Annotated in this window: 16 protein-coding genes; 8 read left to right on the top strand and 8 right to left on the bottom strand. The window is 65.6% G+C overall.

From position 1 onward, the window contains the following. Positions 1–28: 28 nt before the first annotated feature. From V9K84_RS02275 to V9K84_RS02260, 4 genes are all read left to right on the top strand, one after another. On the top strand, positions 29–1,360 hold the full coding sequence (locus V9K84_RS02275) for a TRZ/ATZ family hydrolase (protein ID WP_088514047.1): 1,332 nt from the start codon (positions 29–31) through the stop codon (positions 1,358–1,360). 61 nt (positions 1,361–1,421) lie between these two features. Further along, entirely contained in the window at positions 1,422–2,120 is a 699-nt protein-coding gene (gene ubiG, locus V9K84_RS02270) for a bifunctional 2-polyprenyl-6-hydroxyphenol methylase/3-demethylubiquinol 3-O-methyltransferase UbiG (RefSeq protein ID WP_043862673.1), read from the top strand. A 2-nt stretch (positions 2,121–2,122) separates the two neighbouring features. Continuing rightward, the gene (gene mupP / locus V9K84_RS02265; RefSeq protein ID WP_043862672.1) at positions 2,123–2,794 is read left to right on the top strand and encodes an N-acetylmuramic acid 6-phosphate phosphatase MupP; all 672 of its coding nucleotides are present in this window, start codon (positions 2,123–2,125) and stop codon (positions 2,792–2,794) included. Between the two features lie 113 nt (positions 2,795–2,907). Next, complete coding sequence (locus V9K84_RS02260) at positions 2,908–3,648, top strand: YciK family oxidoreductase (RefSeq protein ID WP_088514046.1); 741 nt, start codon at positions 2,908–2,910, stop codon at positions 3,646–3,648. A gap of 3 nt (positions 3,649–3,651) precedes the next feature. Here the strand turns inward: V9K84_RS02260 and V9K84_RS02255 are convergent, their stop codons facing one another. The 7 genes from V9K84_RS02255 to V9K84_RS02225 form a co-directional block, all read right to left on the bottom strand. Then, the gene (locus V9K84_RS02255; RefSeq protein ID WP_088514083.1) at positions 3,652–4,455 is read right to left on the bottom strand and encodes an iron-containing redox enzyme family protein; all 804 of its coding nucleotides are present in this window, start codon (positions 4,453–4,455) and stop codon (positions 3,652–3,654) included. 38 nt (positions 4,456–4,493) lie between these two features. Then, positions 4,494–6,953 carry an EAL domain-containing protein gene (locus V9K84_RS02250; protein ID WP_088514045.1) on the bottom strand — a complete coding sequence of 820 codons (2,460 nt, stop codon included), beginning with the start codon at positions 6,951–6,953 and terminating at the stop codon, positions 4,494–4,496. 122 nt (positions 6,954–7,075) lie between these two features. After that, complete coding sequence (locus V9K84_RS02245; RefSeq protein ID WP_043862669.1) at positions 7,076–8,908, bottom strand: ABC transporter ATP-binding protein; 1,833 nt, start codon at positions 8,906–8,908, stop codon at positions 7,076–7,078. Beyond that, positions 8,901–9,533: a DsbA family protein gene (locus V9K84_RS02240; RefSeq protein WP_088514044.1), complete on the bottom strand. Its 633-nt coding sequence runs from the start codon at positions 9,531–9,533 to the stop codon at positions 8,901–8,903. Before V9K84_RS02240 ends, V9K84_RS02245 begins: the two co-directional genes overlap by 8 nt. Positions 9,534–9,536: 3 nt before the next feature. Next, on the bottom strand, positions 9,537–10,472 hold the full coding sequence (locus V9K84_RS02235) for a rhodanese-related sulfurtransferase (protein ID WP_088514043.1): 936 nt from the start codon (positions 10,470–10,472) through the stop codon (positions 9,537–9,539). A gap of 109 nt (positions 10,473–10,581) precedes the next feature. Continuing rightward, entirely contained in the window at positions 10,582–10,881 is a 300-nt protein-coding gene (locus V9K84_RS02230; RefSeq protein WP_043862666.1) for a BolA family protein, read from the bottom strand. A gap of 12 nt (positions 10,882–10,893) precedes the next feature. Beyond that, positions 10,894–11,421: a DUF2059 domain-containing protein gene (locus V9K84_RS02225; RefSeq protein ID WP_043862665.1), complete on the bottom strand. Its 528-nt coding sequence runs from the start codon at positions 11,419–11,421 to the stop codon at positions 10,894–10,896. Positions 11,422–11,575: 154 nt separating this feature from the next. Here V9K84_RS02225 and V9K84_RS02220 point away from each other — a divergent pair, with 154 nt between their 5' ends. Then, positions 11,576–12,970 (top strand): class II fumarate hydratase, encoded by a 1,395-nt coding sequence (locus V9K84_RS02220; RefSeq protein WP_088514042.1) that lies wholly within the window; start codon positions 11,576–11,578, stop codon positions 12,968–12,970. 97 nt (positions 12,971–13,067) lie between these two features. Here the strand turns inward: V9K84_RS02220 and pap are convergent, their stop codons facing one another. Further along, positions 13,068–14,558 (bottom strand): polyphosphate:AMP phosphotransferase, encoded by a 1,491-nt coding sequence (gene pap, locus V9K84_RS02215; protein ID WP_088514041.1) that lies wholly within the window; start codon positions 14,556–14,558, stop codon positions 13,068–13,070. A gap of 100 nt (positions 14,559–14,658) precedes the next feature. Between pap and mnmC the strand changes: the two genes are divergently transcribed. From mnmC to ngg, 3 genes are all read left to right on the top strand, one after another. Next, positions 14,659–16,662 carry a bifunctional tRNA (5-methylaminomethyl-2-thiouridine)(34)-methyltransferase MnmD/FAD-dependent 5-carboxymethylaminomethyl-2-thiouridine(34) oxidoreductase MnmC gene (gene mnmC / locus V9K84_RS02210; RefSeq protein WP_088514040.1) on the top strand — a complete coding sequence of 668 codons (2,004 nt, stop codon included), beginning with the start codon at positions 14,659–14,661 and terminating at the stop codon, positions 16,660–16,662. Between the two features lie 104 nt (positions 16,663–16,766). Beyond that, the gene (locus V9K84_RS02205; protein ID WP_088514039.1) at positions 16,767–18,554 is read left to right on the top strand and encodes an N-acetylglutaminylglutamine amidotransferase; all 1,788 of its coding nucleotides are present in this window, start codon (positions 16,767–16,769) and stop codon (positions 18,552–18,554) included. 3 nt (positions 18,555–18,557) lie between these two features. Further along, on the top strand, positions 18,558–20,303 hold the full coding sequence (gene ngg / locus V9K84_RS02200) for an N-acetylglutaminylglutamine synthetase (RefSeq protein ID WP_058541030.1): 1,746 nt from the start codon (positions 18,558–18,560) through the stop codon (positions 20,301–20,303). The last annotated feature ends 5 nt before the right edge of the window (positions 20,304–20,308 follow it).

Here is a 20,308-nt window from a genome sequence, read left to right as displayed (position 1 = left end):
ACCTTCTGCGATACCGGGATTTTCGCACATGCCCAAGCCTGCACCTCCCCTCGACCTGTTGCTCCTGCCCTCGTGGCTGGTGCCCGTCGAACCGGCCGGGGTGGTTCTCAAGGGCCACGGCATCGGTATCCGCGACGGCCTTATCGCCTTCATCGGCCCGCGCGAAGACGCCCTGCGCGTGCAGGCCACCGAGGTGCGCGAGCTGCCCGGTTGCCTGCTCGCGCCCGGCCTGATCAACGCCCACGGCCACGCAGCGATGACACTGTTTCGCGGCCTGGCCGACGACCTGCCGCTGATGACCTGGCTGCAGGAGCACATCTGGCCCGCCGAAGCCCGCTGGGTCGATGAAGCCTTCGTGCGTGACGGCACCAACCTGGCCATTGCCGAACAGCTCAAGGGTGGCATCACCTGCTTCTCGGACATGTACTTCTTCCCCAAGATCGCCAGCGAATGCGTGCACGACAGCGGCATGCGCGCGCAGATCGCAGTGCCGTTGCTGGACTTCCCGATTCCCGGCGCCCGCACCTTCGACGAAGGCCTGCACCTGGGCGTGGAGCTGTTCGGCGACCTGCGCCACCATCCGCGCATCACCGTGGCCCTGGGCCCGCACGCACCGTACACGGTCAGCGACGCCAACCTGGAAAAGGTCCGGGTGATCGCCGAAGAGCTGGACGCGCCGGTGCACATGCACCTGCACGAGACCGCCTTCGAGGTGCAGCAGTCCATCGACCAGTGCGGCGAGCGGCCATTGGCGCGCCTGGCACGCATCGGCCTGCTGGGCCCGCGCCTGCAGGCCGTGCACATGACCCAGGTCAGCGACGACGACCTGGCCCTGCTGGTAGAAAGCAACACCAGCGTGGTGCACTGCCCTGAATCCAACCTCAAGCTGGCCAGCGGCTTCTGCCCGGTGGAACGCCTGTGGCAGGCTGGCGTCAACGTAGCCATAGGCACCGATGGCGCCGCCAGCAACAACGACCTCGACCTGCTGGGCGAAACCCGTACCGCGGCCCTGCTGGCCAAGGCCGTGTCAGGTTCGGCCAGCGCCCTGGATGCCCATCGCGCATTGCGCATGGCAACCCTCAACGGCGCCCGCGCCCTGGGCCTGGAGGCCGTAACCGGCTCGCTGGAGCTGGGCAAGGCTGCCGACCTGGTGGCATTCGACCTGTCGGGCCTGGCCCAGCAGCCGATCTACGACCCGGTCTCGCAACTGGTGTATGCCAGCGGGCGGGACTGCGCAAGACACGTCTGGGTGGCCGGCCGGCAACTGCTCGATGAGCGCCGCCTCACCCGGCTCGACGAACAGGCCCTGCATGCCAGCGCCTGTGGCTGGGGCCAGCGTATCGGCGGCCAGCACGAATAACCCGTCGGCAGCCACGGCTGCCGACCTGTAGCGAATTATCAAAGTTTCTGAGGACCGTTCCATGAGCAACGTCGACCACGCCGAAATCGCCAAATTCGAAGCCCTGGCCCACCGCTGGTGGGACCGCGAAAGCGAATTCAAGCCACTGCACGACATCAATCCGCTGCGGGTCAACTGGGTCGACGAGCGGGTCAAGCTGGCCGGCAAGAAAGTGCTCGACGTCGGTTGCGGCGGCGGCATTCTCAGCGAGGCCATGGCCCTGCGGGGTGCCACCGTCACCGGCATCGACATGGGTGAAGCGCCGCTGGCCGTCGCCCGCCTGCACCAGCTGGAGTCCGGCGTCGAGGTGGAATACCGGCAGATCACCGCCGAAGCCCTGGCCGAGGAAATGCCCGAGCAGTTCGACGTGGTCACCTGCCTGGAGATGCTCGAGCACGTACCCGACCCCTCCTCGGTGATCCGCGCCTGCTACCGCATGGTCAAGCCCGGCGGCCAGGTATTCTTCTCCACCATCAACCGCAACCCCAAGGCCTACCTGTTCGCCATCATCGGTGCGGAATACATCATGAAGCTGCTGCCGCGCGGCACCCATGACTTCAAGAAATTCATCCGACCGTCCGAACTGGGCGCCTGGAGCCGCGAAGCGGGCCTGAGCGTCAAGGACATCATCGGCCTGACCTACAACCCGCTGACCAAGCACTACAAACTGGCCAGCGACGTCGACGTCAACTACATGATCCAGACCCTGCGCGAGGAATGAGCATGCGTTTGCGAGCAGTACTTTTCGACATGGACGGCACCCTGCTCGACACGGCGCCGGATTTCATCGCCATCTGCCAGGCCATGCTGGCCGACCGCAGCCTTCCGGCAATCGACGACGAACGGATTCGCGAGGTGATTTCCGGTGGCGCCCGAGCCATGGTCGCCGCCGCGTTCGCGATGAGCCCCGAAGCCCCCGAGTTCGAGGCGCTGCGCCTGGAATTCCTCGAGCGCTACCAGAAGGATTGCGCGGTGCACAGCAAGCTGTTCGACGGCATGGCCGAGCTGCTGGCCGACATCGAAAAAGGCAACCTGCTGTGGGGCGTGGTCACCAACAAGCCGGTACGCTTCGCCGAGCCGATCATGCAGCAGCTGGGCCTGGCCGAGCGTTCGTCGCTGCTGATCTGTCCGGATCACGTGAAGAACAGCAAGCCCGACCCCGAGCCGCTGATCCTGGCCTGCAAGACCCTGAACCTGGACCCGGCCAGCGTGCTGTTCGTGGGTGACGACCTGCGCGACATCGAGTCGGGCCGCGACGCCGGCACCCGCACCGCAGCGGTGCGCTACGGCTATATTCATCCAGAGGACAACCCCAACAACTGGGGCGCGGACGTGGTGGTCGATCATCCTCTGGACCTGCGCAAGGTGCTCGACAGCGCCCTGTGCGGCTGCTGATCGCCGACACCCGCCAAAAGCTTCGCCGGCACGGCCGGCTCCTACAACACCGCATCGATTTGTAGGAACCGGCCGTGCCGGCGAATGCCTCACCACGATCTCGAGGGAATCCCATGTTCGACTACACCGCCCGCCCCGGCCTGCTCAACGGTCGGGTCATCCTGGTCACCGGCGCCGGTCGCGGCATCGGCGCCGCTGCTGCCAAGGCCTACGCCGCCCATGGCGCCACGGTACTGCTGCTGGGCAAGACCGAAGCCAACCTCAACGAGGTGTACGACCAGATCACCGCAGCCGGCCATCCGGCACCGGTGGTCGTGCCCTTCAACCTCGAAACCGCCCTGCCCCATCAGTACGATGAGCTGGCAGTGATGGTGGAAAACGAATTCGGTCGTCTCGACGGGCTGCTGCACAACGCCTCCATCATCGGCCCGCGTACCCCGCTGGAGCAGTTGTCGGGCGAGAACTTCATGCGCGTCATGCACATCAACGTCAACGCCATGTTCATGCTCACCAGCACCCTGCTGCCGCTGCTCAAGCTGTCTGAGGATGCCTCGGTGGTGTTCACCTCCAGCAGCGTCGGGCGCAAGGGCCGGGCCTACTGGGGTGCCTATGGCGTATCGAAATTCGCCACCGAAGGCCTGATGCAGACCCTCGCCGACGAGCTGGAGAACGTTGCCCCCGTGCGCGCCAACAGCGTCAACCCGGGCGCCACACGCACCAGCATGCGCGCCCAGGCCTACCCTGCCGAGGCACCGGAGAACAACCCGCTGCCCGAGCAGATCATGCCGGTCTACCTCTACCTGATGGGCCCGGACAGCAAGGGCATCAACGGCCAGGCGCTCAACGCGCAGTAGGCCTCAGGCGCCGACCAGGGCCGAGCGCGACCGGGCAGCGGAGCCCGGCTCGGCCTGTGGGGACTGCTCCAGCTGCAGACAGCGCTCCAGAAACAGGTACATGTAGTCGTAGCTCTTGCAGATCGCACGACGCAGCTGGGTCTGCAGCGCCTGTGGTGGGTTGTTGCCCGCCAGCGTGCAGATGATCTCCAACGCCTCCCAAGGGTGCTCGTCGTCATACTGCGCGTGCATCCTCAGCCATTTCATGGCGCGTTTGCGCCCGCTTTCGGGAAAGCCGTTGGCGTAGGTATCCGTCGAACACACCAGCGCCGACCATTCCCCCACCGCGCCTTCGATCGCATAGTTGGTCGCGGCCATGGCCACGATCAGCGAATCGGCTGCACAGGTATGCCAGCACCAGTCACTCAGCGCCTGCAACTCGGCCGGCACGTTCTGCTCGTTCAGATCGTCCAGGCTGACCCCGTGCGCCTGGGCCCAGTGCACCCAGTAGTCGGCATGGTTGAGCTCGACACGGATATTGCGCATCAGCCAGCGACGCGCCATGTCTTCCCCCGGGTGGCGGGCAAAACTGGTCTTGGCCAGGTTCTGCGCCATGTACACCGAAAACTGTTCGACTACCGGCCAGCCGCCGATCAGATACTGGCGCAGGGTGCGCTGGCTCAGCTTGCCGTCGCGCAGGCGGTGATAGATTTCATGCTCTACCACCCGCTGCTTGCTCGCACTGCAATCCTCGATCAGTTTCTGAGCCCAGAGTGGATAACTTTGCGCGTCCATCAATGGACCCACTCGCTCAAATGCATCAATCACTGTCATATCCCTACATCCTTGTGATTTGAAGTGAACGTTCAGCGAAACGTCCCCGGCGTCTTGAACAGCAAGGGCCGAGAGCGGATACGCCGGCGTTGCAAGCTTTCACAGGTGAACACCTGCGGCCGCTCGATCAGGTAGCCCTGGGCGTAATCGACACCAATTTCATGCAGCGCCTGTTCGATCAGGGGCGTCTCGACAAACTCGGCAATGGTGCGCTTGCCCATGACGTGGCCAATATGGTTGATCACTTCGACCATAGCCCGGTTAATAGGATCGTCAAGCATGTCCTTGACGAAACTCCCGTCGATTTTCAGGAAGTCCACGGGCAAGTGTTTGAGGTAGGCAAACGACGACATGCCGGCGCAGAAGTCGTCCAGAGAAAAGTGGCAACCCAGCCCTTTCAATTCGTTGATGAAACGAATGGCGCTGCCCAGGTTGGCAATCGCACTGGTTTCGGTGATCTCGAAACAGATCATTTCAGGCGGTATGGCGTACTCGACGAACTGACGCTGCAGATAATCCAGAAACTTGTCATCGCCGATACTGCTGCCCGACAGGTTGATGGCGCACATTGCCAATGGCCCCTTTCGCCCCTCGTCCAGCGCCTGGCGAATCACCTTGAACACTCTGTTCACCACCCAGCGATCCAGGGCCATCATTAGCCCATAGCGTTCGGCGGCCGGGATGAAGCTGTCGGGCAGGATGATGCGCCCGCTCTCATCATGCAGGCGCAGCAGTATTTCCAGATGACCGGCATCCGACTCACCGGCCGCCAGTGGTGCGATTTCCTGGGCATACAGGCAGAAGCGGTCTTCCTCCAGGGCGATGTGCAGGCGCTGGATCCAGGCCATCTCGCCAAAGCGCATGGACAGCTCGGTGTCGTCGGGGTGGTACACCTGCACCCGGTTGCGCCCCTTCTCCTTGGCCATGTAGCACGCCATGTCGGCCGCACGCAGCGAGGCCTCCAGCGTATGGGGTGCCAGTTGCAGGTGGACCAGGCCCACGCTCACGGTGGTCATGAACGGGCGCCCCTTCCACACGAAGTGCAGGCTCTGCACGGTCTGGCGCAGGTTCTCGGCAATGCGCTCGGCCTGCTCGGGCAGGCAGTTCTCCAGCAGGATACCGAACTCGTCGCCGCCCAGGCGCGCCAGGGTATCGCCCTCGCGAACGCCCGCCTGCAGCACCGCGCAAATGTGACGCAGCAATTCGTCGCCCGCCGCATGGCCACAGGTGTCGTTGACCAGCTTGAACTGATCCAGGTCCAGAAACAGCAGGGTGTGGCGCGCCGCCTGGCGGCCCAGGTCGCCCAGTGCCAGCTCCAGCCGGTATTCGAATTCGCGCCGGTTGGCCAGCCCGGTGAGGGCATCATGGGTGGCCTGCCACGACAGGTTGGCGATGTACTGGCGCTCCTGGGTCATGTCGTGCAGCACCAGCACGATGCCGCTGACCTGACCGTCACTGATGATCGGCGAGCCCACCAGGGCCACCGACACCGTGCTGCCGTCCAGCCGCTGGATCAGCTTGGCGTGCTCGCTGCCGCCCTTGAGGGTACCGCTCAGAATGCGCTCGGTAAGGGACAGGCTGTCTTTTTCGGCGTTGTCGTCCAGCAGGCTGAACAGCGCCGCCAGCGGCAGGCCCTGGGCCTGTCCGGCGCTCCAGTGGGTCAACTGCTCGGCGGCAGGATTCATGTAGGCGATGCAGCCCTCGACATCGGTGGTGATCACCCCATCGCCAATCGACTGCAAGGTGATCTGCGCCCGATCCTTCTCCACCTGCAGGGCGCTGGCAAAGGCCTGACGCTGCGCCAGCAGCTTGTGCGTACGCAGGCAGGCCAGCGCAATCAGAAACAGTGCCGTGGCCAGGTTGACCACCAGCAGCAGGCGCAACAGCATGCGCGATCCTTCGCCCAGTGCATCGCTGAACGCCATGGCAGCGGGGGTTACCGCGTCGTTGATCGCGGCGATCTCACCCTTCCAGGCGGCAACCCGCTGCGCAGTGACATTCCCGGTGACGATGCCCTGGTGGATCCGGTTGGCCAGCGCATCCAGCTGCTGCAGGTAGTCGTCCCCCACCGACCAGCGTTCGATGGCGCGTTCCATGTAGCTGACATGACGGAAATTCAGGTAAAGCCAGATGACGCTGTCGATGTCATCCGGGTGGTTGCCGCCCCTGAGGATGCCCTGGCGCGCAGCGGCCAGGTCCAGGGGCTTGGCGTCCAGCGCGGTGCGCAGCTGGTGCCCACCCTGGGGGATGGCGATGGCCTGCCGGTACTTCTGGTAGGCCGCCTCGTCGCGGCTGTCGGTATACAGGCTCAGGAAGTAGATGGCGTCCTTCTGCCCCTTGGACCACAGGCTCTCGCCCGCCACATAACCGCGCACGGCCGACAAGGCATAGAGGCTGATGCCCCCCAGCAAGGCCTGGAACAGTACGACCGCCACAAAAGGCCAGATGATGCCCAACAACCTGGGCGCTTCGAGAGTCCGTTTCTGCTTCATGAGGTCCCTTGCAGCAATGCGCAGCCCGATGAGTCTCATCCTGCACAGACACAGCCTAGGCCATTTGCCACCTGCCATCAGGCCCTTTTTCACCTGTACAACAGTTGTACAGTAGAAGGCCCTCAGCTCTGTTGCAAATGCCCATAGAGCTTGGCGTACAACCCGCCCTCGGCGATCAGCTGCTGGTGACCGCCATCCTCGGCGACATGCCCGCCGTCGAACACCAGCACGCGGTCGGCCTGCTTCACTGCCGACAGGCGGTGAGCGATGATCAGGGTGGTACGGGCGCTGAGGAAGCGGCTCAGCGCCTGGTGCAGGTTGTACTCGGTGGCCGCGTCCAGCGCCGAGGTGGCCTCATCGAGAATGACGACCTTGGGCTCGGCCAGCACCATGCGCGCAATCGCCAGACGCTGGCGCTGCCCGCCGGACAGACGCACGCCCGAACGTCCCACCACACTGTCCAGGCCCTGCGGCAGCGCGGCGATGGTGGCGTCGAGCTGGGCAATGCGCAGAGCCTGCCAGCAGGCCTCATCGGTACTCTCGCGGCCCATGGTCAGGTTGGCGCGCACGGTGTCGTTGAACAGCGACGGGTGCTGCAACACCACCGCCACATGCTCGCGCAGGGTTTCCAGGCCGATCTCCTGCAAGGTCGAACCGCCGAAGCGGATGCTGCCGGCCTGGGCGCTGTACAGGCCCAGCAACAGCTGCACCAGGGTGCTCTTGCCGCCGCCGCTGGCGCCGACGATGGCCACCTTCTCGCCGGGTGCGATGGACAGGTTCAACTGGTCCAGCACCGGCTCCTCGCCATAGCCGAAACGCAGCCCGCGCACCTCGATGCCCACGGTGGTCTGCCCCGCGAAAGGGTCGATGCCGCCGGGATACTGCGGCTCGTCGCTGCGCGCCAGCAGCTCGTTGATCCGGCTCAGCGCACCACCTGCCGCGTAGTAGGCGTACTGCAGGTTGAGCAACTGCTCCACCGGGCCGATCATGAACCACAGGTAGCTGAACACCGCCAGCATCTGGCCGATGCTGAGGTCGGAAAACAGCACCGTGAGCATGGCCGCTGCGCGAAAGATGTCGATGCCGAACTGGAACAGCAAGCCACTGGCGCGGCTGCTGGCATCGCTCTTCCATTGCGAGGACACCGCATAGTTGCGCACCTCCTGGGCACGCATGCCCAGGCGCCCGAGAAAGTAGCCCTGGCGGTTGCCGGCACGGATTTCCTGGATCGCATCCAGGGTTTCGGTCAGTGCCTGGGTGAAGCGCGAGGTGCTGTCGTTCTCGAGTTTCTTCAGGTGCTTGACCCGCTTGCCCAACTGCACCGTGGCAAAGATCACCAGCGGGTTGAACAGCAGGATCAACAGCGCCAGCTGCCAGTGCATCCACAACAGGATCGCCGAGGTGCCGGCCAGCGTGAGCATGGCCACCAGAAAGCGGCTGAGGGTTTCACCGACGAACTTGTCCACGGTGTCCAGATCGGTGACCAGGTGCGTGGTCACCGTACCGCTGCCCAGGCTCTCGTACTCGCTCAGCGAGATGCGCTTGAGCCGCTCGATCAGGCGGATGCGCAGCCGGTAGACGATGTCCTTGGCCAGCCCGGCGAACAGCTTGGCCTGCACCACGTTGAAAGCCAGTGCCGCACAGCGCAGCGTCAGGGTGAAGACCAGCATCAGGCCGATGTAGCCGGCCGCCACCTGCCAGCTGGCGGGCAGCAGGTTATTCATCCACTTGAGCGCCGCATCGCCGTGCCCCAGCAGCACTTCGTCGACCAGCAACGGCAGCAGCAGCGGAATCGGCACACTGCACAGGGCCGCCAGCACGGCCACGCCGTTGGCAGTCCATAGGGCTTTCTTGTGGTGTTGCGCCAGGCGCCGGATCTCGGCCCAGCTCAAGCGATCGACAGGTGCTGGCGTCGGCCCGGGCACCGGGTCGGGGGAGCCAGGCAGGTCAAGCATTGACCGCATGCTCCAGCCAGCGCCCCAGCAGCGGCTGCAGCGCCCCCAGGGCCTGGTAGCCGTTGGTCAGCAGGGCCAGTTGGCCATTGCGCTCGGCGAGCAGGGTCGGGAAGCCCGCGATGCCCAGGTCCTGCACCCAGGTGAAGTCGGCGGCGGTGGCGCTGCGGGTGTCGCCGCTGCTGAAGGCCTCGGCGAAGGCGGCGCGGTCGAAACCGGCCTGCTCGGCCAGCTCCACCAGCTTGACCGGCAGGGTCACGTCTTCGCTGCGCTGGTAGAACGCCTGCTGGATCATCCCCAGCAGCGTCCAGGCCCGCTGCGGGTCGAGGCTGCGTGCAGCCACCAGCGCGCGGCAGGCAGGTTCGGTGTCGTAGACAAAGCCTTCGGGCATCGCGCCCTCAAGCTTGAACGGCTGGCCGGTGGCCTGGTTGACCGCCTGCCAGTGTTCAAGAATGTAGCGCCGGGTGGAGGCATCCAGCGCACTGCTGCCCGAGCGCAGGCCGCCGGGCACCAGGTGGGTGTCCACGCCGGCCTCGCGCGCCTGCCGTATCAGGGCCTCGGCCACGGGTGCGAAACCCCAGCACCAGGAGCACATCGGGTCCATTACATACAGCAGGCGAGCGGTCATCCATCACACCTCGGCTTTGCGATAGTTGTGGCCGATCGGGTGCGGCATGTTGCGGGCCTTGGCCAACTCGATCTGCTTCTGCCGATCGATGGCGCTGCGCCGGGTCTTCTCGCTCAGGCTGTCCCAGCAATGCGGGCAGCTGATGCCTGGCGAATAATGCTCGGAGGCCCGTTCTTCCACGCTGATCGGGGTACGACAGGCGTGGCACTGGTCGTAGTCGCCTTCGCTGAGGTCGTGACGCACGGTCACGCGGTTGTCGAAGACAAAGCAGTCGCCCTGCCAGCGCGTTTCTTCCTGGGGGACCTCCTCGAGGTACTTCAGGATGCCACCCTTAAGATGATAGACCGCTTCGAAACCCTCGCCGAGCATATAGCTGGAGGCTTTTTCGCAGCGGATGCCACCTGTGCAGAACATCGCCACCTTCTTGTGCCGGGCAGGGTCGAAGTTGGCCTTGATGTACTCGGGAAACTCGCGAAAGGTGGTGGTCTTGGGGTCGATGGCGCCCTCGAAGGTACCAATCGCCACTTCATAGTCGTTGCGGGTGTCGATCAGCAGCACTTCGGGGTCGCTGATCAGCGCGTTCCAGTCCTTGGGCTCGACATAGGTACCGACCGTCCGGTTCGGGTCCACGCCCGGCACGCCGAGGGTCACGATCTCTTTCTTGAGCTTGACCTTGGTGCGGTAGAACGGCTGTTCGTCGCAGTACGATTCCTTGTGATCGATGTCCACCAGGCGTGCATCGCTGCGCAGCCAGGCCAGCAGGCCATCGATGCCTTCGCGGGTACCCGACACGGTGCCATTGATACCCTCTTCGGCCAGCAGCAGGGTGCCCTTGACCCCGTTGCGCTCCATGGTCTCGAGCAGCGGCTCGCGCACCTCGACGTAATCTTTCAGGGTGACGAACTTGTACAGCGCCGCCACGACGATAGCTTGGGTCATGCCTTGATTCTCCAGGTGGTCACCCTCGCAAAGGGCGGACCGGGTCGACAATAAAAAACGCGCCGACAGGCGGCGCGTTGCGGATTCTAGCAAAAACCTGAAAGGGATTTCAGTGTTTGCTGCCTCCGGCGCAGGTGGGCGAAGCCGGCGCGCTGCCGACTTTCTGCCATTCCTGCGGGGTGTAGGTGTGCAACGCCAGGGCATGGAACTGCCCCATCAGGTCACCCAGGGTGGCGTAGACCTTCTGGTGGCGCTTGACGCTGTTCAAGCCATCGAACTGTTCGCTGACCAGCACGGCCTTGTAGTGGGTCTGCTGGCCCCGGCTGTGCATGTGGCTCTCGTCCAGCACCTCGAGGTGCTGCGGGGCGAGCGCCGCCAGGCTCTGTTCGATCTTCTGCTGCATCGACATGCTGGGCTCCGCTTAAGGTTTCTTGGCCGGTGCGGCCGCCTTGCCGGCGGACGGGTCCAGCTCGTTGGTCATGTCGGCCAGCAGCTTGTTGACCACCGGCACGGCGCTTTCAAGCTTCTGCTGGGTCAGCTGGGCTGACTGCTGGGTAACGGCAGGCATCTTTTCCAGGACTTTCTTGCCCAGTGGCGACTGGTAGAAGGCGACCAGGTCCTTGAGCTCGGATTCGCTGAAGGTGCTGGTGTACAGCTTGATCATGTCCGGCTTGAGCTTGTTCCAGCCGATGGCCTGGTCCAGGGCGGCGTTGGCCTTGGCCTGGTAGGTTTCAAGCACGGCCTTTTTGGACGCCGGCGCCTTGGTCTGCTCGAAGCGCTGGGCAAACATCTGCTGCACCTGCATGTAGACCGGGGTACCCAGTTTGTCGGCGTGCGCCATCACCAGGAATTTTTCAGCGCTGGCGTTGTGGCTGGCGGTATCGGCGAGTGCCTGGCCGCTGGCGCAGACCAGCGCGACAGCCGTGCAGAGGGCGCGAAGACGGGTCATCGAAATTCCTTAAAATAAAAAGAGGGCGTACCCAGAGTAGAGCATTCTGCGCCGACTGGGGCAGCCTGCTCAAGAGGGACGACAGGCAATGGAACCGCCATGCCGAATCAGGGCCTAAACTGCGCAAACAAGCCATTGAAGGAGTGCGTACCGCATGAGCCGTATCGAAACTGACAGCCTGGGCCCGGTTGAAGTTCCTGACGAGGCCTACTGGGGTGCCCAGACCCAGCGCTCGCTGACCAACTTTGCCATCGGCAAGGAACGCATGCCGCTGGCGGTACTGCACGCGCTGGTGCTGATCAAGAAGGCCGCAGCGCGGGTCAATGACCGCAACGGCGACCTGCCGGCCGACATCGCCCGCCTGATCGAACAGGCCGCCGACGAGGTGCTGGCCGGCGAGCATGACGACCAGTTCCCGCTGGTGGTGTGGCAGACCGGCAGCGGTACCCAGAGCAACATGAACGCCAACGAAGTGCTGGCCGGGCGCGCCAACGAGCTGGCCGGCAAGGGCCGCGGCGGCAAGGTGCCGGTACACCCCAACGACCACGTCAACCGCTCGCAGAGCTCCAACGACTGCTTCCCGACCGCCATGCACATTGCCGCCGCACAGGCGGTCAACCAGCAACTGCTGCCGGCCATCGCCGAGCTGTCGGGCGGGTTGGCCGAACTGGCCGCACGCCACATGCAACTGGTCAAGACCGGGCGAACCCACATGATGGACGCCACCCCGATCACCTTCGGCCAGGAGGTCTCGGCCTACGTGGCCCAGCTGGACTACGCCCAGCGCGCCATCCGCGCGGCGCTGCCGGCGGTGTGCGAACTGGCCCAGGGCGGTACCGCCGTGGGTACCGGGCTGAACGCGCCGCACGGGTTTGCCGAGGCGATCGCCGCCGAGCTTGCCGCCTTGTCGGGGCTGCCGTTCGTCACCGCGCCCAACAAGTTTGCCGCGCTGGCCGGGCACGAGCCGCTGATCACCCTGGCCGGTGCGCTGAAAACCCTGGCCGTGGCCCTGATGAAGCTGGCCAACGACCTGCGCCTGCTCGGCTCCGGGCCGCGCGCGGGGCTGGCCGAGGTGCGCCTGCCGGCCAACGAGCCGGGCAGCTCGATCATGCCCGGCAAGGTCAACCCGACCCAGTGCGAGGCACTGTCGATGCTGGCCTGCCAGGTGCTGGGCAACGACACCACCATCGGCTTTGCCGCCAGCCAGGGCCACCTGCAGCTCAACGTGTTCAAGCCGGTGATCATCCATAACCTGCTGCAGTCGATCGAACTGCTGGCCGATGGCTGCCGCAACTTCCAGCAGCACTGCGTGGCGGGCATCGAACCGGACCCGCAGCAGATGGCCGAGCACCTGGAGCGCGGGCTGATGCTGGTGACGGCGCTCAACCCGCATATCGGTTACGACAAGTCGGCGCAGATCGCCAAGAAGGCCTACGCCGAAGGCACCACCCTGCGCGAGGCAGCGCTGGAACTGGGGTATCTGACCGATGCGCAGTTCGATGAATGGGTAAGGCCGGAGCAGATGCTCGAGGCCGGCGGCAAAGGCTGAAAAAAGGTCTGCTATGCAGCCGTCGCGGGTCAAGCCGCTCCCACAAGGCTGATGGAGTTCCTGTGGGAGCGGGCTTGCCCCGCGATGCGGCCAATGATCACTTCTTGTCTTTCTTGAACGCCGCCTCCAGCGCCTCGTTGATGGTGCGCAGCACCTTCACTCGCGCCCAACGCTTGTCATTGGCCTCCACCAGCGTCCAGGGCGCCACTTCGGTGCTGGTGCGATCGACCATGTCGCCCACCGCCTCGGAGTACGCGTCCCACTTGTCGCGGTTGCGCCAGTCTTCCTCGGTGATCTTGAAGCGTTTGAACGGTATCTGCTCGCGCTCCTGAAAACGCTCCAGCTGGGTCTGCTCGTCGATCGACAGCCAGAACTTGACCACCACCACGCCAGCGTCGTGCAGTTGCTCCTCGAAATCGTTGATCTCGCCATAGGCGCGCATCCAGTCGGCCTGGCTGCAGAAGCCCTCGATGCGCTCCACCAGCACCCGCCCGTACCACGAGCGGTCGAACACCGTGAACTTGCCGCGCGCCGGAATGTGCCGCCAGAACCGCCACAGGTAGGGCTGCGCCCGCTCCTCCTCGGTAGGGGCGGCAATCGGCACGATGCGGTACTGACGCGGGTCCAGCGCGGCGGCCACGCGCCGAATGGCACCGCCCTTGCCCGCCGCGTCGTTGCCCTCGAACACCGCCACCAGCGCGTGGCGACGCATGCGCTTGTCACGCAGCAGGCCCGCCAGACGGGCCTGCTCGACAATCAGCTGCTCCTGGTAGTCGTTCTTGTCCAGGCGCAGGGTCATGTCCAGGCTGCCCAGCAGGCTGCGTCCGTCGATGGATTCGCCCAGCGGCGCGATGTTGGTCTGGCGTCCCAGGGCCTTGGCCTTCAAGGCGTTCTGCAGGCCCTCGAGCAGGATCTTGCCCACTGCCAGGCTGCGGTAGTTCGGGTCCACGCCCTCGATGATGTGCCAGGGTGCATAGTCACGGCTGGTGCGGCGCAGCACCCGTTCGCCGAAGCGCACGAACCGGTCATAGGTCTGCGATTGCTGCCAGTCCAGCGGGCTGATCTTCCAGCTGTGCAGCGGGTCATCCTTGAGCGACTTGAGCCGCGCCTTCATCTGCTTCTTGGACAGGTGAAACCAGAACTTGAAGATCAGCGCGCCTTCGTCGCACAGCATCTTTTCCAGCCGTTCGGCACCGTTGATGGCCTGGTCGAGCACCGCGTCCTTGAACTGGCCATGCACCCGCCCCTGCAGCATCTGGCTGTACCAGTTGCCGAAGAAGACGCCCATGCGCCCCTTGCTCGGCAAGGCCCGCCAGTAGCGCCAGGCCGGCGGCCGGGCCAGCTCCTCGTCGGTCTGCTGGTCGAAGGTGCGCACCTCGATCAGGCGCGGGTCCATCCACTCGTTGAGCAGCTTGACGGTTTCGCCCTTGCCGGCCCCCTCGATGCCATTGATCAGCACGATGACCGGAAAGCGAGACTGCTGCTTGAGCTCGAACTGGGCTTCGAGCAAGGCTTCGCGCAACGCCGGCACTTCGGCGTCATAGGTTTCTTTGTCGATGGCGTGACCAATTTCGGCGGATTCGAACATACCAGGCTCCCTTCTTGGATAAGCAAGACTAGCGGATCACGCAGCCCTTTGTCGCAAGGCGATCGGCTAGAATGCACGCTTCGCTGTTGCCGAGCCGAACATGAACGACACCCCCGCCACCCCGACCCAGTACGCCCAGATCGAGTGGGATGAACAGGGCCGCCCGTATTCACGCCAGTACGACGACATCTATTTCTCCAAGGAGCAGAGCCTGGAGGAAACCCGTCATGTGTTCATCGAGCAGAACGACCTGCGCCAGCGCTTCGCCGCGATGGCCGACGGCAGTTGCCTGGTGATCGGGGAAACCGGCTTCGGCACCGGCCTGAACTTCTTCTGCGCCTGGCAGGTGTTCGCCGACTGTGCACCGGCCGGGGCACGCCTGCATTTCGTCAGCGTCGAAAAATACCCCCTCAGCCATGCCGACCTGGCCAAGGCCCTGGCCCTGTGGCCCGAGCTGACGCCGTTCAGCCAGCCACTGCTGGCGCAGTACGTGGCGGTGCACGAAGGTTTCCAGCAGTTCGTCTTCGACCAGGGTCGGGTGACCCTGACCCTGATGATCGGCGATGCGCGGGAACAGCTGCCGCAGTTGGACGCCCCCATCGACGCCTGGTTTCTCGATGGCTTTGCCCCGGCCAAGAACCCCGACATGTGGACCCCCGAGCTGTTCGCCCAGCTCGGCCGCCTGTCGGCGCCGGGTGCCACCCTTGGCACCTTCACCAGCACCGGCTGGGTGCGTCGCGGGCTGATTGCGGTGGGCTTCAAGATGAAGCGCATTCCGGGTATCGGCAAAAAATGGGAAGTGCTGCGCGGCGCATTCACCGGCTGGCCCGCCGAGCAAGCGCCGCTCGCGCCGGTTGCCCCATGGTTCGCGCGCCCCGCGCCGCTGGCCGGCCCCCGCGAGGCGCTGGTGATCGGCGCCGGCCTGGCCGGTTGCGCCACCGCCGCCAGCCTGGCGGCGCGCGGCTGGCAGGTACGCCTGCTGGAGCGCCACGCCGTCCCTGCCGGTGAAGCCTCGGGCAACCCCCAGGGCGTGCTGTACCTGAAGCTGTCGGCCCACGGCACCGCACTGTCGCGGCTGATCGTCGCCGGCTTCGGTTACACCCGCCGCCTGCTCGAACAGTTGCAGCGCGGCACCGACTGGGACGCCTGCGGGGTGCTGCAACTGGCCTTCGACGACAAGGAAGACCAGCGCCAGATCAAGCTCGACCAGGCGTTCAGCGACACCCTGCTACGGCGCCTCGACCAGCCGCAGGCCGAAGCCGTGGCCGGGGTCGGCCTGCCCAGTGGCGGTCTGTACTACCCCGAGGGCGGCTGGGTGCATCCGCCCGCGCTGTGCCAATGGCAGGCCGGGCAACCGAACATCACCCTGCTGCCCCACCATGACGTGGTACAGCTGCGCAAGGTCGACGGCTTGTGGCAGGCATGGGACGGCGAGCGCCTGCTGGCCAGCGCGCCGCTGGTGGTGCTGGCCAGCGCAGCGGACATCCATCGTTTCGAGCCGTGCGCCGAGCTGCCGCTCAAGCGCATCCGCGGGCAGATCACCCGCCTGCCGGCCACCAACGCCAGCCGCGGGCTGGGCACCGTGGTGTGCGCCGACGGTTACGTCGCGCCGCCGCGCCTGGGCGAACACACCCTGGGGGCGAGCTTCGACTTCCACGGCACCGACCTCGCCCCCACCGCTGCCGAACATGCGAGCAACCTGGAGCTGCTACGGGAAATCTCCGGCGACCTGGCAGAACGCCTTGGCGCTGGCGAGCTGGAACCTGCCAGCCTGCAGGGCCGCGCGGCGTTTCGCTGCACCAGCCCCGACTACCTGCCGATCGTCGGCCCGTTGGCCGACAAGGCGGCGTTCAACCAGGCGTATGCCGTGCTCGGCAAGGACGCGCGACAGCTGCCGGACACTCCGTGCCCCTGGCTGGAGGGCCTGTATGTGAACAGCGGCCATGGTTCGCGCGGCCTGATCACCGCGCCTCTGGCGGGTGAACTGATCGCCGCCTGGGTCGACAACGCACCCTTGCCGGTGCCGCGCGACGTGGCCGAGGCCTGCCACCCGAATCGTTTCATGTTGCGCGAACTGATACGCGGCAAGGGCAAGCAAGGCTGAAGGCTTATAACAGATTGATCTAAAACTCACAGGATCCGCACCGGTCAGTTCCTATGTGCCCGAATTCAGGGCACCTTCCCCAACGGAAAAACCGGTAAGGACTTATGTGCGGATTAGCTGGAGAGTTTCGTTTCACCCCTGTAGCCAACACACCACGCCCGGCGGACCTGGCCGCGGTCGAACGGATGACCCATCACCTGGCGCCCCGCGGCCCGGATGCCTGGGGCTTCCATAGCCAGGGGCCCATCGCCCTGGGCCACCGACGCCTGAAGATCATGGACCTGTCCGACGGCTCGGCCCAGCCCATGATCGACAGTCAGCTGGGCCTGTCGCTGGCATTCAACGGCGCCATCTACAACTTCCCCGAGCTGCGCGCCGAACTCGAAAGCCTGGGCTATGCCTTCTACTCGGACGGCGACACCGAAGTGCTGCTCAAGGGCTACCACGCCTGGGGCGCCGATCTGCTGCAGCGCCTGAACGGCATGTTCGCCCTGGCGATCTGGGAACGTGACAGCCAGCAGCTGTTCCTCGCCCGCGACCGCCTAGGGGTCAAGCCGCTGTACCTGTCGCGCACCGGCGAACGCCTGCGCTTCGCATCGAGCCTGCCGGCCCTGCTCAAGGGCGGCGACATCAACCCGGTGCTCGACCCGGTGGCACTCAACCACTACCTGAACTTCCACGCCGTGGTGCCCGCCCCGCGGACACTGCTGGCGAACATCGAAAAGCTGCCACCGGCCACCTGGATGCGCATCGACGCCCAGGGCCGCGCCGAGCAGCACGTGTGGTGGAACCTGCACTACGGCCCACGCACCGATGAACAGCACCTGACCCTGGAAGACTGGCGCGACCGCGTGCTCGACAGCACCCGCGAAGCCGTTGCAATCCGTCAGCGCGCAGCCGTGGATGTCGGCGTGCTGCTCTCGGGCGGCGTCGACTCCAGCCTGCTGGTCGGCCTGCTGCGCGAAGTCGGGGTCGAGGACCTGTCGACCTTCTCCATCGGCTTCGAAGATGCCGGCGGCGAACGTGGCGACGAGTTCCAGTATTCGGACCTGATCGCCAAGCACTACGGCACCCGCCACCACCAGTTGCGCATCGACGAGCGCGAAATCATCGAGCAACTGCCGGCCGCGTTCCGCGCCATGAGCGAGCCGATGGTCAGCCACGACTGCATCGCCTTCTACCTGCTCTCGCGGGAAGTGGCCAAGCACTGCAAGGTGGTGCAGAGCGGCCAGGGTGCCGACGAGCTGTTCGCCGGCTACCACTGGTACCCGCAGGTGGACGGCGCCAAGGACCCGTACGCGGCCTACCGCGAGGCCTTCTTCGACCGCAGCTACGACGAGTACCGCGACACCGTGCAGCCGGCCTGGCTGCTGGGCAATGACGCCGCCGGCGACTTCGTGCGCCAGCACTTCGCCCAGCCCGGCGCCAGCGCGGCAGTCGACAAGGCCCTGCGCCTGGACAGCACGGTGATGCTGGTCGACGACCCGGTCAAACGGGTCGACAACATGACCATGGCCTGGGGCCTGGAGGCTCGCACCCCGTTCCTCGACTACCGGCTGGTGGAGCTGTCGGCGCGGGTGCCGGCCCAGTTCAAGCTGCCCGATGGCGGCAAGCAGGTGCTCAAGGAAGCCGCGCGATTGGTCATCCCCAGTGAAGTCATCGACCGCAAGAAGGGCTACTTCCCGGTACCGGGCCTCAAGCACCTGCAAGGCGCCACCCTGGACTGGGTACGCGAGCTGCTGCTGGACCCGAGCCAGGACCGCGGCCTGTTCAACCCGGCCATGCTCGACCGCCTGCTCAGCGACCCGCATGGGCAACTGACGCCGCTGCGCGGCTCCAAGCTGTGGCAACTGGCCGCGCTGAACCTGTGGCTCAGCGAACAAGGAATCTGATCGATGAAAGCCCATGCCTCACCCTATGGCCAGCGCCTGCTGCGCGGCCAGGTGCCGTCCTATGAACGCCTGCAGGCGCAACTGGCCGGCGACGGCAGCGACCCGCACGACCAGCCGCGCTGGTTGCATTGTGGTTGGGGCCGGCTGCTGATCGGCCACACCTACCCCGACCCGGCCAGCCTGGCGGCGGCCCTGGCCAAGGAGCAGCCCGGCGAGCGCGATATCGCGCTGTACGTGGCCGCCCCCCAGCAGGTACTGGCCCAGGCGCCGCAACAGCTGTTTCTCGACCCCTCCGACACCTTGCGCCTGTGGTTCAGCGACTACCGCCAGGCGCAGCGAGTGTTTCGCGGCTTTCGTATCCGCCGCGCACAGAGCGACAGCGACTGGGCAGCCATCAACGAGCTGTACGTGGCCCGTGGCATGCTGCCGGTCGACCCGGCGCTGATCACTCCGCGCCACCAGGGCGGCCCGGTGTACTGGCTGGCCGAAGACGAGGACAACGGTGCGGTGATCGGCAGCGTGATGGGCCTGAATCATCAAAAGGCCTTCGACGACCCGGAGCACGGCAGCAGCCTGTGGTGCCTGGCCGTGGACCCCAACTGTACCCGGCCCGGGGTCGGCGAAGTACTGGTACGCCACCTGATCGAACACTTCATGAGCCGCGGGCTGAGCCACCTCGACCTGTCGGTGCTGCACGACAATCGCCAGGCCAAGCGGCTGTACGCCAAGCTGGGCTTTCGCACCCTGCCCACCTTCGCGGTCAAGCGCAAGAACGGCATCAACCAGCCGCTTTTCCTGGGGCCGGGGCCGGAGGCCGGGCTCAACCCTTATGCGCGAATCATCGTCGAGGAAGCCTACAAGCGCGGCATCGATGTGCAGGTGGACGATGCCACCGCCGGGCTGTTCACCCTCAACCACGGCGGACGCCGGGTGCGCTGCCGCGAGTCACTCAGCGACCTGACCACCGCCGTGAGCATGACCCTGTGCCAGGACAAGAGCCTGACCCACAAGGTGCTCGAAGCCGCCGGCCTGAGCCTGCCGGCGCAACAGCTGGCGGGCAACGCCGCCGACAACCTGGCCTTTCTGGAAGACCACGGCGCGGTGGTGGTCAAGCCGCTGGATGGCGAACAGGGCAACGGCGTGGCGGTCAACCTGACCTGCCTGCAAGACCTGGACGCCGCCATCGAGCACGCGCGCCAGTACGACAGCCGCGTGCTGCTGGAAAGCTTTCATGAAGGGCTGGACCTGCGCATCGTGGTCATCGGCTACGAGGTGGTGGCCGCCGCGATTCGTCACCCTGCCTCGATCGTCGGCGACGGCCAGCACGCCATCGGTGCGCTGATCGAAGCCCAGAGCCGCAGGCGCCAGGCCGCCACCGGTGGCGAAAGCAAGATCCCGCTCGACGCCGAGACCCAGCGCACCCTGCACGCCGCCGGGGTCGACTACGACACCATTCTGCCCGCCGGCCAGCGCCTGGCCGTACGGCGTACCGCCAACCTGCACACCGGCGGCTGCCTGGAAGACGTCACCGCACGCCTGCACCCGACCCTGGTGGATGCCGCCGTGCGGGCCGCCCGCGCCCTGGACATTCCGGTGGTCGGCCTGGACCTGATGGTCAAGGCCGCCGACCAGCCCGACTACGTGTTCATCGAAGCCAATGAACGGGTGGGCCTGGCCAACCACGAACCCCAACCCACTGCCGAACGCTTCGTCGACCTGCTGTTCCCGCACAGCCGGCCGGTGCCGTGACAACG

Source organism: Pseudomonas sp. AE27, assembly GCF_037113495.1.
In the GTDB taxonomy this organism is placed as follows: domain Bacteria; phylum Pseudomonadota; class Gammaproteobacteria; order Pseudomonadales; family Pseudomonadaceae; genus Aquipseudomonas; species Aquipseudomonas palmensis.
This window is presented reverse-complemented; position numbering and strand designations above follow the sequence as displayed.